The organism is Pseudochelatococcus sp. G4_1912, from assembly GCF_047501465.1.
In the GTDB taxonomy this organism is placed as follows: Bacteria; Pseudomonadota; Alphaproteobacteria; order Rhizobiales; family Beijerinckiaceae; genus Pseudochelatococcus.
On sequence record NZ_JAZDRL010000001.1, the window covers coordinates 771,264 to 784,098 of the forward strand.

General features: G+C 52.5%; 13 protein-coding genes. All 13 read right to left on the reverse strand.

Annotation, left to right across the window (positions count from 1 at the left end):
• Positions 1 to 4 precede the first annotated feature (4 nt).
• Entirely contained in the window at positions 5 to 904 is a 900-nt protein-coding gene (locus VRZ32_RS03605) for an SDR family NAD(P)-dependent oxidoreductase (protein WP_414524263.1), read from the reverse strand.
• Positions 901 to 1,356, reverse strand: a complete 456-nt coding sequence (locus VRZ32_RS03610; RefSeq protein WP_414524265.1) for a MaoC family dehydratase — start codon at positions 1,354 to 1,356, stop codon at positions 901 to 903. Before VRZ32_RS03610 ends, VRZ32_RS03605 begins: the two co-directional genes overlap by 4 nt.
• Positions 1,353 to 2,168 carry an SDR family oxidoreductase gene (locus VRZ32_RS03615; protein ID WP_414524267.1) on the reverse strand — a complete coding sequence of 272 codons (816 nt, stop codon included), beginning with the start codon at positions 2,166 to 2,168 and terminating at the stop codon, positions 1,353 to 1,355. The genes VRZ32_RS03610 and VRZ32_RS03615 overlap by 4 nt, the downstream gene beginning before the upstream one ends.
• A gap of 90 nt (positions 2,169 to 2,258) precedes the next feature.
• A complete protein-coding gene (locus tag VRZ32_RS03620) occupies positions 2,259 to 3,371 on the reverse strand; it encodes an acyl-CoA dehydrogenase family protein (protein WP_414524269.1) in 1,113 nt (370 codons plus the stop codon).
• A 10-nt stretch (positions 3,372 to 3,381) separates the two neighbouring features.
• Complete coding sequence (locus VRZ32_RS03625) at positions 3,382 to 4,551, reverse strand: acyl-CoA dehydrogenase family protein (protein ID WP_414524271.1); 1,170 nt, start codon at positions 4,549 to 4,551, stop codon at positions 3,382 to 3,384.
• A 32-nt stretch (positions 4,552 to 4,583) separates the two neighbouring features.
• Entirely contained in the window at positions 4,584 to 5,021 is a 438-nt protein-coding gene (locus VRZ32_RS03630; protein ID WP_414524273.1) for a VOC family protein, read from the reverse strand.
• A 242-nt stretch (positions 5,022 to 5,263) separates the two neighbouring features.
• Positions 5,264 to 6,004, reverse strand: a complete 741-nt coding sequence (locus VRZ32_RS03635; protein ID WP_414524275.1) for an ABC transporter ATP-binding protein — start codon at positions 6,002 to 6,004, stop codon at positions 5,264 to 5,266.
• On the reverse strand, positions 6,004 to 6,765 hold the full coding sequence (locus VRZ32_RS03640; protein ID WP_414524277.1) for an ABC transporter ATP-binding protein: 762 nt from the start codon (positions 6,763 to 6,765) through the stop codon (positions 6,004 to 6,006). The genes VRZ32_RS03635 and VRZ32_RS03640 overlap by 1 nt, the downstream gene beginning before the upstream one ends.
• Positions 6,762 to 7,805, reverse strand: a complete 1,044-nt coding sequence (locus VRZ32_RS03645) for a branched-chain amino acid ABC transporter permease (RefSeq protein ID WP_414524280.1) — start codon at positions 7,803 to 7,805, stop codon at positions 6,762 to 6,764. Before VRZ32_RS03645 ends, VRZ32_RS03640 begins: the two co-directional genes overlap by 4 nt.
• Positions 7,802 to 8,668: a branched-chain amino acid ABC transporter permease gene (locus VRZ32_RS03650; protein ID WP_414524282.1), complete on the reverse strand. Its 867-nt coding sequence runs from the start codon at positions 8,666 to 8,668 to the stop codon at positions 7,802 to 7,804. Before VRZ32_RS03650 ends, VRZ32_RS03645 begins: the two co-directional genes overlap by 4 nt.
• 15 nt (positions 8,669 to 8,683) lie before the next feature.
• On the reverse strand, positions 8,684 to 9,889 hold the full coding sequence (locus VRZ32_RS03655) for an ABC transporter substrate-binding protein (RefSeq protein ID WP_414524284.1): 1,206 nt from the start codon (positions 9,887 to 9,889) through the stop codon (positions 8,684 to 8,686).
• Between the two features lie 216 nt (positions 9,890 to 10,105).
• Positions 10,106 to 11,515, reverse strand: coding sequence for a phenylacetate--CoA ligase family protein (locus VRZ32_RS03660; RefSeq protein ID WP_414524286.1), 1,410 nt, complete (start codon positions 11,513 to 11,515; stop codon positions 10,106 to 10,108).
• Between the two features lie 359 nt (positions 11,516 to 11,874).
• Positions 11,875 to 12,561, reverse strand: a complete 687-nt coding sequence (locus VRZ32_RS03665) for a TetR/AcrR family transcriptional regulator (protein ID WP_414524288.1) — start codon at positions 12,559 to 12,561, stop codon at positions 11,875 to 11,877.
• Positions 12,562 to 12,835: the final 274 nt, after the last annotated feature.

The following is a 12,835-nucleotide window of genomic DNA, read 5'->3' on the forward strand; positions in this document are numbered from 1 at the left end:
AATCTCAGGCCTTTCCGGAGAGATCGATGTTCAGCGCATGTGCTGCGATCGACACAAATTTACTGGTTTGATCGAAAGCGCCATCCAGCGTTCGCGCTTTGGAGCGGCTGGCGATTTCATTGAAATGACGTGCAATGCCTTCAGGGGTTCGCTCAGATTCCGGCAGAAACACCCCTTCGGTTTCTTCAATGCGTGTCAGGGCATAAACACCAGCGCCCGCTCCCAGGATAACGCGCGAAGGCGCATTCTCACTCGCAAGATAAAGTACTGCTGGCGTTACGGTTTCTGGGGCAAGCAAAGCTGCCGCCTCCTCACTGATGAGCCCTGCCGTCATCTGGGTGGCAGCGGTTGGCGCGAGCGTATTGACATGGATGCCATATTTCTCGCCCTCGATATGAAGCACGTTCATAAGGCCGATCATCGCAGCTTTGGCAGCGCCATAATTCGCCTGTCCAAAATTGCCGTAGATGCCCGATGCTGATGACGTGAACACGATGCGCCCATAGCGAGCTTCGCGCATTCCCTCCCACACCGCCTTGGAGAAATTGAAAGAGCCAGTCACGTGAATTTTAAGAACAAGCTCAAACTCTTCCAGCGACATCTTGGCGAAGCTTCTATCACGCAAGATGCCCGCATTATTCACGAGGATGTCGACGCCACCGAAGATGGCCTGTGCGCGTGCCACGGCCTCCTGCACTTGTGTTGGGTTAGAGACGTCAGCGGCGGCGGCGATCGCTTTACCGCCCTCACGCTCAATCTCAACAGCCACAGCGCGTGCTGCTTCAGCATCAACGTCAGAAACGACGACGCGCGCACCTGCTCGTGCAAGCCCGAGTGCATGGCTTCGGCCTAGGCCTGCACCTGCACCCGTTACAATCGCCGTTCTATTGGCAAACCCGCTCATACTTCTTCTCCTGTCGCGGCAATCGTCAAGATCAGCCAATCAGCTGCCAGAGCCAGCCGCGATTCACCTTCAATTTCAACTTCAACCTTGTAGGAAAACAGAGCCTGACCGGGAGCACGCAAAGTGGAACTATTCAGCGAGAAGTGGCCACGTACACGTTTCCCCGCAGCCACAGGCGTTAAAAAACGCACCTTGTCGAAGCCATAATTCAGGTTGATCCCGGCCCCTTCCGGCAGTGTCAAAATACCTTCTGCCATACTACTCAGCAGCGAAAGCGATAGAAAACCGTGCGCAATGGTACCACCAAAGACCGATTCTGCCGCCGCTGCGGGATCGACATGAATGAACTGATGATCTTCCGTCACATCGGCAAAATCATCAATCCGCGCTTGGCTGATAACATACCAGCGCGATGTCTTGGCCCGAGGGCACATATCAGCCAATGCACTCATGCATCATCCCCTCTGAACATATGTTGACGTGTCTGCACTGTCATACCGCCATCAAGAGGCAGGACTGCACCTGTAACAAAGCTGCCAGCAGGGCTGCAGAGATAAAGAATTGTAGCGGCGATATCTTCTGGCTCGCCAATGCGACCAACCGGTACGCCAGCAGCGGCATGCCTGCGCGTTTCCTCATCAGCAAGCGCAAACGCTGTCATACGCGTATTGAAGGGACCGGGTGCGATGGCATTGATATTGACATTGCGCCCGGCAAACTCATTGGCCAGGATACGCGTCAGGTGATGAACGCCCGCTTTGGACGTGGCATAGGAATATGCATTGTCAGCAAGCGGCAACGTGCCCACCATTGATCCGATATTGATGACACGCGAGGGCGAGCGAGAAGAACCTGAAGCTAACAGAAGCGGCATCAACTCACGGGTCAACGCGAAAACACCAACCAGATTGACTGACAGCACCTTTTCCCATGCGGCCCAGGTAAACTCTTCAAACGGCGCACCCCAGGTTGCCCCAGCATTGTTGATGAGAATATCAAGCCGCTCAGTGCGTGCGCGAACCTCGTTAGCCAAAGCTGCGACACCTTCTTCGGTGCTCACATCCGCACCAAAGCCCTCGCATTCACCAACCTCGGCAATAGTATGCGCGACATCACGACAGGATTCAGCCTTGCGGGAGGCGATCAGCACACGTGCCCCCGCCTCAGCTAATGTTTGAGCACAGACACGACCAATACCAGTTGCCCCGCCTGTAACGAGGGCCGTTTTGCCTTTAACCGAAAACAACGTTTCTAGATTAACCATAACTAAAACCCTCTGTTATGAGTACATATTCTTCATTTAAATCAATTGAATAAAAATCACGGCAATAACTCCTTCAAAAAGCTCCCTATGCTAGTATCCCAGATGAGACGCCACGCGATCAGCATGGAACGTCACGTTGCCCAGTAACTCGGCATCTATCCGGCTTGCTTTGAGATAGAGGCCAATATCGAATTCATCTGTCATGCCGACACCGCCGTGCAGCTGCAGGCATTCCGCTGTTACGCGGCAAGCAACTTCACCGGCCTTTGCTTTGGCAACGGCCACAAGAAACGCTTTCTCAGGAAGCCCCTCATCGATTGCCCGCAAGGCTTTGAGGGAGGCAGACCATGCATCTTCAATCTCGCAATGCATAAGTGCGGCACGGTGCTGAAGAGCTTGAAATGAACCAATGTGCCGTCCAAACTGCACACGCTCTTTCAAGAACGCTACTGTGCGTGCAAATGCTTCTTCTGCCATTCCTGAAAGTCGCGCAGCCAGGTTTGCTCTTCCCGCATCCAGCACGCACTCAACATATGCGTCGATCGATAGAGACGTTGAAAGAAGCGCACCCTCGCCCACTCGCACTTTGTTGAATGTAAGGTCGCCCAGCCGTCGACCATCAACGAGAGGGCGCGGCGAAACTGCGAGGCCTTCAGCATCAGCATCGACAAGAAACACAAGGGTCTCCCCTTGCCCCAGAGCTGGCTCAGCCCGCACGATTAATGCATCAGCAACATGACCATCGATCACCGCCTTGTGCTGACCAGACAGCGTGTAGCCCTCTGAATCATGCTGATAGACAACCTGAGCTGTTGCGGCACCCAATGCTTCAATGGCAACCGCGACAAGAGTGCTACCTGCTGCGATTTGCTCCAACAGTTGATCTCGTGATGGCGTTTGTTCGCTCAGCAGCAAAGCTGTTGTGCCAAGAACAGCAGTAGAGAGAAACGGCGAGAGTGCAGCCTCACGGCCCAGTTCACGCGCTAAAATTCCCGCCCCAACATGTCCCAGGCCAACACCGCCGAGATCTTCAGGGATGATCACCCCACCCCATCCCAACTCCGTTGCCTTTTGCCAGAAATGGCTGTCAAACCCACGATCATTTCCAACATTCCGCAGCTCGCGCAGCGCTCCCACAGGAGACAACTCCTCGATAAGCGCTCTTGCGCTGCGCTGCATGATTTCCAATTCATCGGCAAACATAGCATTCACCTCATTGGACCGGCAGTTCGAGGATCGACCTTGAGATGATCTCAAGCATGATTTCCGACGTGCCGCCTTCAATCGAATTGCCGCGACTACGCAGCCAAAGCGTATGGGGGCTATCAGTTGTTTCTTCTTCACCCGTCACAGTCAGCGCATCGATGCCCCCAAGAGACATGACAAGCTCCAAACGCCGTTTGTTAAGTTCAGTGCCTTGTAATTTCAGCACGGCAGAACGCGGGCCAAGCTCGTTACCTGCTGCAGCATCTGCAACATAGCGCTCACGAGTTGCTTCAAATGCATGACTATCAATGGCGGCCTGGGCAATACGTGCGCGCAGCACGCTATCCTTCAGCGGCGCGCCACCTGCAACAGCGGCTGCCGTTCTGTCCAGAAAATCAACGTCAAAAAGATTGCTGCCACCGCCTGCAATCATCTCGCGCTCATGGGTCAGCAGATATTTGGCAACATCCCAGCCGCGATTACGTTCGCCAACAAGGTTGCTGACCGGCACGCGTACATTATCAAAAAACGTTTCGCAGAATGGCGACTTGCCCGATATCAACAGGATAGGCCGCGTCGAAACACCGGGCGTCGCCATATCAAAAAGCAGGAACGAAATGCCAGCTTGCTTCTTGACCGTTACATCCGTGCGCACAAGACAGAAAATCCAATCGGCCTTGTCTGCGTAAGAGGTCCAGATTTTCTGTCCATTGACGATGAAATGATCACCATCCTGGACCGCACGCGTGCGTAGCGCCGCAAGGTCTGATCCTGCATCGGGTTCGGAATAGCCCTGACACCAACGAATTTCACCACGTGCAATTTTCGGCAGATGTTCGCGTTTTTGCTCTTCATTGCCGAACTTGAGCAATGCTGGTCCAAGCATTGAAATACCAAAGCTCTCAAGCGGCGGACGCGCATTAATAGCATCCATCTCCTCTTGCAGGATCACCGCTTCATGAGGCGACAGACCGCCACCGCCATATTCTTTCGGCCATGCTGGCACCGTCCAGCCGCGCTCTACCATACGCTCAAACCAGATACGCTGTTCCTGCGAGGTAAAAACCCAGCCTCTTCCGCCCCAGCAAGTGTCGGCATCACCGCGTCTTGGTTGACGCATGGCGGGTGGGCAATTTTCCTCAAGCCAATCGCGGGTTTCTTTGCGAAACTTCTCCACGGCTCCCCCCTTATTCGTAACCCTTCACACCATCATGCAGTAGCAAGATCCAGCGCGCGTGCGCGCTCTCCTGGTTCAAAAATTTCCACCTGAATGCCAGCGAAAGACTTGGGATGAACGAAGTTTACCGCCCCAAAATCGCCAACAGTGTTTTCATCCATCAGCACGGTTGCGCCCAGATCGCGCACCCGCTGAACCTCGCCTGCAATGTCTTCGACCTCGACAGAAAGCAGAAAGAAGCCCTCACCACGCTTTTCGATGAACTTCGCAACTGATGTATCGTCAGTTAATGAGGCAATCAGATTGAGGTGAAATCCGTTGATGCTGATCTGCGAACCAATCAATCCGGGAAAAGCAAAAAAATCGCTCGAAAGCGGCTTTGCCTTGATGCCAAACAGTGCCTCATATTGGCGCGTAGCTGCATCGAGATCTTTCACTGCGACGTTGATACCGTAAACGCCTTTGATCATGAGGGTAGCCTCCTAACTAAACTACGACCTTATTGTCAGATTATTTTACTTGATTGTCAACTTTCAGGTAAGCTAAATCCTTCGCCCATAATTTGACAGGCGACAGCGAAGGATTGGTTAGAGAAACCAGCAGCAAAGCAAGCGCTAAGCCAAACTATCCATTTGATTTTTAGCGTTTTTTATAAACAGAATGCACGTTTCCTGTCCCATGCGCTCTATTCATTCTGGAGCTGTGCAATACTTTACGCATGCACTGAATGCGACGAATGAGCATGATCTGCCATACCCATTTTCTCTAGATAAGCCTGCTCAAGATTGGCTGCACCCTGCACTTCCGCCACCATTTGCCCTCGGATCATGACATATCCACGGTCGATTTGGTTACGGATTAGCCTGATCGAAGGCTCAGCAATCAACACGGCAACGCCATCGGCCGCAAGCTCGGTTACGGTCTTGATGATTTCAGCAACGATCACCGGCGCAAGGCCCAATGTAGGCTCATCGAGCAATAAAACTGAAGGATGCGACATCAACGCCCGGGCAAGCGCCAGCATCTGCTGCTCACCACCGCTCAAGCTGCCAGCTGGCACGTGCTGACGCTCCCTGAGAACGGGAAATCGTTGCATAGCCTCATCTATGCGTCCATGAGACAGCGAAAGCGCATCGGCCATCACCTGCAGATTTTCCAGCACAGTCAGCACCGGAAAAACCTGCCGGCCCTGCGGCACCAACACAAGCCCTGCCTTGGCGCGATCGGTAGGGCTTTGCCGGGTTATGGATTTGCCATTCAGCGTAATCTCCCCCTCAGCAATCCGTAATCCACCAACAAGCGCCTGCAGCAACGTGCTTTTTCCTGCTCCATTCGGACCAACAATCGCAGTCACACTACCCTTATCGACTGCAAGCCCGGCACGTGATACGGCCTCAGCATTACCATAACGGGCGACAATATTCTGCGCAGTCAAGACAGAGGTGCTGCTCATCATGCCACTCCTATGTATGTGCTGCGGAATACAGGACTGTGCAGGCATGTCTCGACACTGCCTTCGACCAGGATTTCGCCTTGCGCCAACAGCGCCATGCGATCAACCAACGGTGTAAGCAAATCGATGTTGTGATCCACCAGCAGCACAGCGCATCCGGCATCTCTCAGTGCGCGCAGCGCTTCGATAATGCCATTAATACCGGCATCTCCCACGCCTGAGAATGGCTCATCAAGCACGATCACTTTCGGTTTCAGCATGAGTGCTCGGGCAAACTCAAGCAACCGCAACTCGCCAAAGGTTACTTCCGCTGCCAACCTGTCCGGCTCACGCAGGGACAATTGTCGGCAAACATTTCTGATTTCCGCCTCGTCCTCCTCCCCGCCGCCGAAGAAGCCTTTTATAAATGCCGAAAGTATCTTGTTGTGCGATGAGAGGCCTGCAGCAGCGCGTGCCACACGGATGTTCTCCAGCAACGTCAGCTCCGCCGCCACTTGTGGGCGTTGAAAAGTCCGTGCAAGCCCCAGCTGCGCCCTAAGTGCTGCACCACCGCGTGAGACAGGGACATCTCCGATAAAAATCTCGCCAGAAGTATAAGCCGTTTGACCCGTAATAACATCGATAAGAGTAGATTTGCCCGCACCATTGGCCCCGGTCAGTCCAAAGATTTCCCCTCTATTTACGCCGAGCGTCACCCCCCGCAGCACTTTTACGCCACCGTAGGATTTATGAATATCGCGGCAAGAAAGAAGCTCCGTCATGGCGCACCTTCCTCTGAGTGAGCAGACCATCCCAGACGACGCTTGCTCCAGCTGACGAACTGAACGATCAAACCGATTATACCCGCCGGAGCAAGCAACAGCACGAGCAGAGCCAAAACGCCGAATGTCAATGCACCGGGGCCCTGGAAGAAATCAAACCCAAACGTAAATGCGACAACGAGCACCGCCCCCAGAACCGCGCCCCAAGGCGTGGACATGCCGCCAAGAATTGGCATGAAAAGCACCAGAAATACCACTTTCGCACCGAAGGATTCCGGCAGAACGAACTGGTTCATCAGTGCGAACAGAATACCGGAAAGGCTTGCGATAGCAGCACCCGCTATCAGCGCATACATCTTCAACGCCACCGCAGGCACACCACTCGTGGCTGCCGCTGCGGGTGCCTCACGCTGAACCCGGAGTGCAATACCAGCCAATGATACGCGAAACCGGGCGATCAGCGTGGCCACAATCCAAACCCCCACGATACCAATCGTGACAAGTTCTGTTCTACCAAGCTCCCAGCCAAAAATGTTCAGGCGCGGAATGCCCCCCAAGCCAGTCGGGCCACCCGTAATGCCATCACTATGGATCAGAAAAGTGTTTACAGCGATGCCAAACATCAACGTCGCAACGGCCAGATGAAACCCTGAAAGCCTGCGTGTAGCAAAGCCCAAAATGGCAGCCGTCACCATAGCTGTTGCAATACCTGCTGGTATCGACGCCCACAAGGCCAGTTGCTGCTCCACTCCCGGTGTTAATCCGCCTGTCAGCGCTACAGCATAGGCACCAATGGCAAAGTAAGCGTTATAAGCTAGCGAAAGCTGCCCGCCCAGCGCCAATGGCAGATACATCCCCATGGCGAGAAAAGCGTATGCAATGGCAAGAATAGCCAGATCCTGCAGATAGGCACGATCGCCGATGAGCAGAATGATGCCAACACCGATAACGGCAGTGACCAGCGCCTCTGTCCGCAGGTAGCGCCGACTGGCACTGCCGCTTTTGCGGGTATCGGCCTTCGCATGCACGAATGATGTCATGCCCGCACCTCAATATGGAAGAGCCCCTGTGGCCTCACCGTAAAGATGAGCAGAACGAGTGCTAGCAGCACGTAATCACGCGCTCCACCGCCCAACATATAGGCTGAAACCGATTCAATCACGCCCAGCAGCAATCCACCCACCAGCGGCGCCCATGCATTGCCAGTGCCACCAATGACGAAGGCGACAAACCCCAAAATGGCAAAGCCGATATTCGAGTGGAAGTTTACAGGCGTATAAGAGATCACCATAACCCCGGCGATCGCACAAACGATCCCCGTAACTGCCATCGCCACACCTTTAATGCGGCGTACAGGCAAGCCCAATATGCGTGCTGCGCTTTCATTATCACCAACCGCGCGCAGCATTCGCCCATAGCGCCCCTTCCGCAACCAGAGATCAACCGCGGCAAAGACAACAACAGCGACAAACAACATCAACAGGGTGTGGTATTCCACAAAGCTATCACCTACCACGATGATGCCATCCACGAATGGCTTGCTCACAATAGGCCGGCGCGTAAATAAAATGCCCGCCAGCTGCTCAATCACAAACATAAGCGCCACGATGGCCATCACCGCGCCGAACTCATCGGTGGCGCGCGCCATTATCGGACGCAACACCCCCGCCTCTGCCACCCAAACCAGCACAATGCCCGCAAGAACGGCAGCAAGCACCGCAATAGAAACCGGGATACCCTCAACCGTCACAAGATGTGCCGACAGCATGCCAGCGAACATAACAAACGCACCGATGGCAAAGTTAACCGCCGTGGTGGCACGCGTGAAAAGGAAGTAGGCCAGTGCTATCAAACCATAGAAAGCACCCGTACCTAGTCCCGAGATGATGATACCCGGATCCATTGCGTTGCCCTCGGCTTATGGCTGGTAGACATCCCAAACGCGTGATGGCGTGCCATCGGCAAACTGCACCACCACAAGGCCCTGCTTGCTCGCACCATTATGCTTGTCAGCACTAAAGTTCAGGGTAAAGCCCGGCTGACCAAATGATGAAGGAAACTTCTGCACTTTTGCAATTTCATCGCGCATTGCAGTGCCATCTGTCGAGCCTACAGTTTCAGCGGCTTTTTTCACGAGCGCCAGACCATCCCAAACCATCGGATGCAGCCAGACCATGGTGTTTGGTCCGTACTTTGCATCATAAGCAGCGCGAAGCGCATTGGTGTTGGGGTTTGTAGTGCCGATGGTGTCAACCACCAACGTACCATTCACCGCGTCCCCTGCCAGTTGCCAGATATGAGGCGTTGCTGTCAGCGTATTGCTGGCGAAGGTTGGCGTATCAAGCTTCAGGCGCTCCTTGCTGCGATACATGGCAGCCGATTCAGAAGCCGATGCAAAGAGATCCATAATCACATCAGGTTTGGCGTTGCGCACGCGCAGCATCTGCGCGTTGGCATCAGGCGCACCAATTTCAACTGTTTCATAGGCTACAGTCTCAAAGCCGGCTGCTTCCCAAGCCTTGACGTAGGAATCGCCCACGATTTTGGAAGTCGCGCTGCTATCACGCACGCCCGCAATGCGCTTATAGCCAAGCTTTTTCCAGGCCTCGATATACGCTTCAGCTGTCAATGCACTCTGAGGCGCGATGGTGAAGATGTATTCGTTATTGGGCGCTTCAACCAATTTGGCGCTAACGTTCGTCGGCGCAATACAAAGCACCTTCTGCTCGGTGCAAACGACGCGTCCTTGCGTTGTCGCGCCAGAACCGGAAAGGAAGAAGATTACCTCTGCCCCACGCTCAAGCAGGCGACGTGTCTTGATAACGGTATTGTTAGGATTGTTCTCATCATCCTCAAAGGCCAACTCAATGGGGCGGCCCAGAATACCTGGTTTGTCACCAAGAGTATCTTTTGCGAACAGAACATCGCCCTTGTTAAGCAGCTCCGAGAAAAGCTTGATCGCCTTGACAGATTCCTGCGAATAAAAAGTCGAACCACCCGACCGATCTTCAATAACGCCAATTACAAGAGGCTTTACCGCATCTTGCGCCAGCACGGATGACCCGCTGAGAAGCAATGCCCCAACAGCAAGAGCTGACATATACGAACGCTTAAAATCCACCATTTCTACTCCTCCCAGAGATATTTATAATTTGCTGAAGCAAATATTTTAGGTTCCTTTGCTTCAGCAACGGGTAGCACGAAGAATTATCGCTTTATTACCCGCCTAGAGCAAGGTTAGATCTCGCCGGATCAACGCTTGCTCCAGTTTTTTTATTGTTAGCTCAATCAGATAGCCGCAAACGCTTAGGATGCTAGAACCAGAATGGCGCCCAAAACCCTATTTTCGGCGTAAATCAAGCAATCGACGCGGCTTCTCACCTATACCGCACACCTCGGCAAGTTCGCCCGCTTCAACGATCTCAACATCAACGCGAGCACCCAGATCCATATAGAGTGCTTTGCGCAGATCTTGCGCTAATGCCTCTGCATCAATTTCAGGGGATTTCCGCTCTACTTTGACCGTCATTTCTTCCTGACGCGCCAGAGACTCACCAACATGGAATGCGACGCAGATATATTCACCAGTTGTGCGCGGGTCTTTCTTGACTGCACTCTGACAGCTTAAGGGATAAATGTTTGTGCCGCGCAGCTTAACCATCTCATCGGCTCGGCCCAACATCGCCGATAGCGTCCGGGTATTTAACCCGCAAGCGCAGCGATGGCGCGGGTTGATCGACATCCGATCACGCAAGTTATAACGGATAAACGGAGGAATGCTCCGATACAGGCTTGTCGCAACGACAATTCCAACTTCGCCATCGGGCAATACGTTGCCGTTAAACTCGTCACAGATTTCAAGGTAAACCGTATCTTCATTGATATGGCGCACCTTTTCCGAGCACTCGAAAGCAACGAGGCCAATTTCATGCGAGCCATAATTATCATAAACAGGGGCGTTCCACGCCTCTTCCATCGCCTTGCGCAATGCACCGTCGGCGTCGGGCCCCAGGAAGGAAAAGATGTACTTTGTCGGCAGCTGATGCAGATCGAAATTCATCTCTGCAGCGACTTGCGTAAGGCGGCCCAGATAGTCGCCCATAACATACCAGCCGTTGACATCCCACTCTTTGGCAAAAGCAAGTTGCTTTTCACTGGGCGTCACCTTGCCGGAACCCGTTGTAACGGGCACGCACCCCAACCAATTGAATGCAGCGTTATGCGCAGTCCAGCCAGCATTTGCCAATGAGGTGGTAAGGGGGATCTGGATCACATCGCCAGGCCTTGCACCCTGCGAATAAAAACCACGCGCCGTCTGAATGCCTTGAACTTCCCACGATAGCGGATCAAACAATGTCGCACGCGGCATGCCGGTTGTGCCGCCACTCGTCTGGATCTTGATGGGAATTCGTCCAAAATCCTTACGCCCTAAAGGATGGTGCGAACCAAAAGGGGGCGCTTCTTCGATGGCTTTCTTCAAATCATCGCTTGTAAAACTTGGTATGCGCTGGATATCAGCCAGACTGCGGATATCACCGGGCTCAAGCCCCGCGGCCCGCCAGCGTTGATTGTAGAAGGGTAATTGCCACGCCTCCCTCATTCGCTCCATAAAGCGATGATTTTGCAGTGCATTTACCTCTGCTTCAGACAACACACCTGTCATCTGATGAAAGTGGGGCGGCGGCGGATAGTCAGCGACCAGACGCTCCCAATCAATGGAACGGTGATAGTAGGGAATATCGCTCCCCATGGTGCTCCTCCTGACAACTCTTTGGTAAGTTGCTTAATTTTATTGCATCAGATTACTCTAACATTCGGAAAAAACGAACGATTAAGCTTATATTCTCAGCTGAATGTTGCCCCTGAAACAAACCATAAGCGAGAAACATTGGGATGAGTCAGCCCTGATTAGCCGCTAAATACATTAAATGAGCATGAGCACTGAAAATCAGAGGAACGCTTACACTCATTATCCGCCAAACTTCAGCCAGACAAAGAGGATCCAAACCTCGACCGTTCATGGCAGGTTATGAGAATGTTGACCTCCCATCCAATTGCGTATCATTCAAACGCGCACTGACATATGTGTAATTCAATTTTACCAATGTGTCAATATTGCTTTTGGATAGACTGAAGCTGAGATACAGAGCCTTCAAGTGCACTGATAATGTTTGTAATTTCGCTTTTTATAGCGACAGCGTGATCATGTTTCAGCACCGAGGAAAGCGCCATTTGGCTTAATTGCTCAGCCACATCATGTTCGGAAATGCGTCCATCCGATTTAAACCACCATGCGCACCAACTGCACATACCAATGATTCCCAGCGCCGCAACCGCAGAATCCCCCTGTCGAAAATGCCCGCTCGCCTGCCCGGCCTCGATCACTGACCGGAAGCTCTCAAAAACACTTTTTTTAGCTATGGTGTTTAGCTTCTTGGTCTCAGAAACTAGATCCTCTTCAGATTTTACCACGACCATATAAGACACCTTGTTCTGCATGACGAACAAAAGCTGCTTATAGGTAATATCATGAAGTTTGGTGACAGGATCAGTATCTTTGCTCATGATCTCGGAGATCATTTTTCGGCTATAAACACTCACGTGATCAACAAGCGAAGACAATATCTCTTCTTTAGAAGAGAAATAATAATACAATGCCGGCCTGCTGATATCCAACTCTTTAGCGATGTCGACAAGACTGGTACCGGAAAAACCGCGCTCGCTAAATAATTTAGCAGCAGCTTCGAGCACAGTTCTACGCTGTAGATCGCGTTTCTCGTTCGTCCTTGTGCGCACATGCATCTCCTGTATTACATATCAACATTTGGCATTAATGCTAAAAGAAAGAGACCTCATGGCATTAAGTTATTAATTTCATTGCACATGATGGCGCACTTTCGCGACATACTCAAGATGCACTGACATAAGCGTCAAATTATAAATAATAAAATAATGAAAAATGGCACCCCACGCGCACTCGCCCATAATCTCAATTATTCATCCAGCACCAGCCTGGACGCTAACGCCAGCTAAAGTATTAAAGACTAAAAGGCTGCTGAAGCACTCATGC

Excerpts from the sequence above, each read along its gene's own strand:
- VRZ32_RS03635 (WP_414524275.1), bottom strand. The coding sequence starts at position 6,004 with ATGAGCAGCACCTCTGTCTTGACTGCGCAGAATATTGTCGCCCGTTAT.
- VRZ32_RS03660 (WP_414524286.1), bottom strand. The coding sequence starts at position 11,515 with ATGGGGAGCGATATTCCCTACTATCACCGTTCCATTGATTGGGAGCGT.
- VRZ32_RS03645 (WP_414524280.1), bottom strand. The coding sequence starts at position 7,805 with ATGACATCATTCGTGCATGCGAAGGCCGATACCCGCAAAAGCGGCAGT.
- VRZ32_RS03655 (WP_414524284.1), bottom strand. The coding sequence starts at position 9,889 with ATGGTGGATTTTAAGCGTTCGTATATGTCAGCTCTTGCTGTTGGGGCA.
- VRZ32_RS03640 (WP_414524277.1), bottom strand. The coding sequence starts at position 6,765 with ATGACGGAGCTTCTTTCTTGCCGCGATATTCATAAATCCTACGGTGGC.
- VRZ32_RS03610 (WP_414524265.1), bottom strand. The coding sequence starts at position 1,356 with ATGAGTGCATTGGCTGATATGTGCCCTCGGGCCAAGACATCGCGCTGG.
- VRZ32_RS03605 (WP_414524263.1), bottom strand. The coding sequence starts at position 904 with ATGAGCGGGTTTGCCAATAGAACGGCGATTGTAACGGGTGCAGGTGCA.
- VRZ32_RS03630 (WP_414524273.1), bottom strand. The coding sequence starts at position 5,021 with ATGATCAAAGGCGTTTACGGTATCAACGTCGCAGTGAAAGATCTCGAT.
- VRZ32_RS03620 (WP_414524269.1), bottom strand. The coding sequence starts at position 3,371 with ATGTTTGCCGATGAATTGGAAATCATGCAGCGCAGCGCAAGAGCGCTT.
- VRZ32_RS03615 (WP_414524267.1), bottom strand. The coding sequence starts at position 2,168 with ATGGTTAATCTAGAAACGTTGTTTTCGGTTAAAGGCAAAACGGCCCTC.
- VRZ32_RS03650 (WP_414524282.1), bottom strand. The coding sequence starts at position 8,668 with ATGGATCCGGGTATCATCATCTCGGGACTAGGTACGGGTGCTTTCTAT.